This window comes from Treponema sp. R80B11-R83G3, assembly GCF_054786115.1.
Genome location: NZ_BDHF01000348.1, coordinates 1 through 757, shown reverse-complemented (window position 1 = coordinate 757; position 757 = coordinate 1). Strand labels below are relative to the sequence as shown.

Annotated in this window: 1 protein-coding gene; it reads left to right on the top strand. The window is 46.0% G+C overall.

The genetic code is table 11. The annotated features are described in order from the left end of the window. Window positions 1-46: 46 nt before the first annotated feature. Window positions 47-757, top strand: a 711-nt coding sequence (locus ACYVRH_RS13775; RefSeq protein WP_461257457.1) for a class I tRNA ligase family protein, incomplete at its 3' end; no start/stop codon positions are given.

The following is a 757-nucleotide window of genomic DNA, read 5'->3' as shown; positions in this document are numbered from 1 at the left end:
TTACAGATATTTTCATTCCGGGTAAAATTCTGTATAATTCATTATTATGGCAAAATATCCATTTGAAACAATTGAGCCTAAATGGCAAAAGTACTGGTCTGACAATAAAACTTTTAAAACAGAGGAAAATCCGAATTTTCCCAAAAACAAGCGTTGTTATGTGCTTGATATGTTTCCCTATCCTTCGGCGCAGGGTCTTCATGTCGGTCATCTTGAGGGTTATACAGCCACGGACATTTACTGCCGTTACCTCCGCATGAACGGCTACAATGTGCTGCACCCAATGGGTTTTGACGCTTACGGCCTGCCTGCCGAAAATTATGCCATTAAAACAGGCACTCATCCCGCCGTTACAACAGCGGCTAATATCAACAGGTTTCGCGCTCAAATTAAGACACTTGGCTTTTCCTATGACTGGGATCGGGAGGTCGATACGTCCGCAGAAGACTATTACCGCTGGACTCAGTGGATTTTCCTTAAACTTTTTGAAAAAGGACTGGCTTACGAGGCGGAAAGCCCCATAAACTGGTGTCCTTCCTGCAAAACCGGCCTTGCCAATGAAGAGGTAAAAGACGGTCTTTGCGAGCGTTGCGGCGAAAAAGTTACCCGCAAGCGGATACGGCAGTGGATTCTGAAAATAACCGCTTATGCAGAGCGTCTGCTTGCGGACTTGGATTTGTTGGATTGGCCGGAGCCGGTAAAGCTCATGCAGCGCAACTGGATTGGCAGAAGCGAAGGCGCGAATGTGGTATTTAAA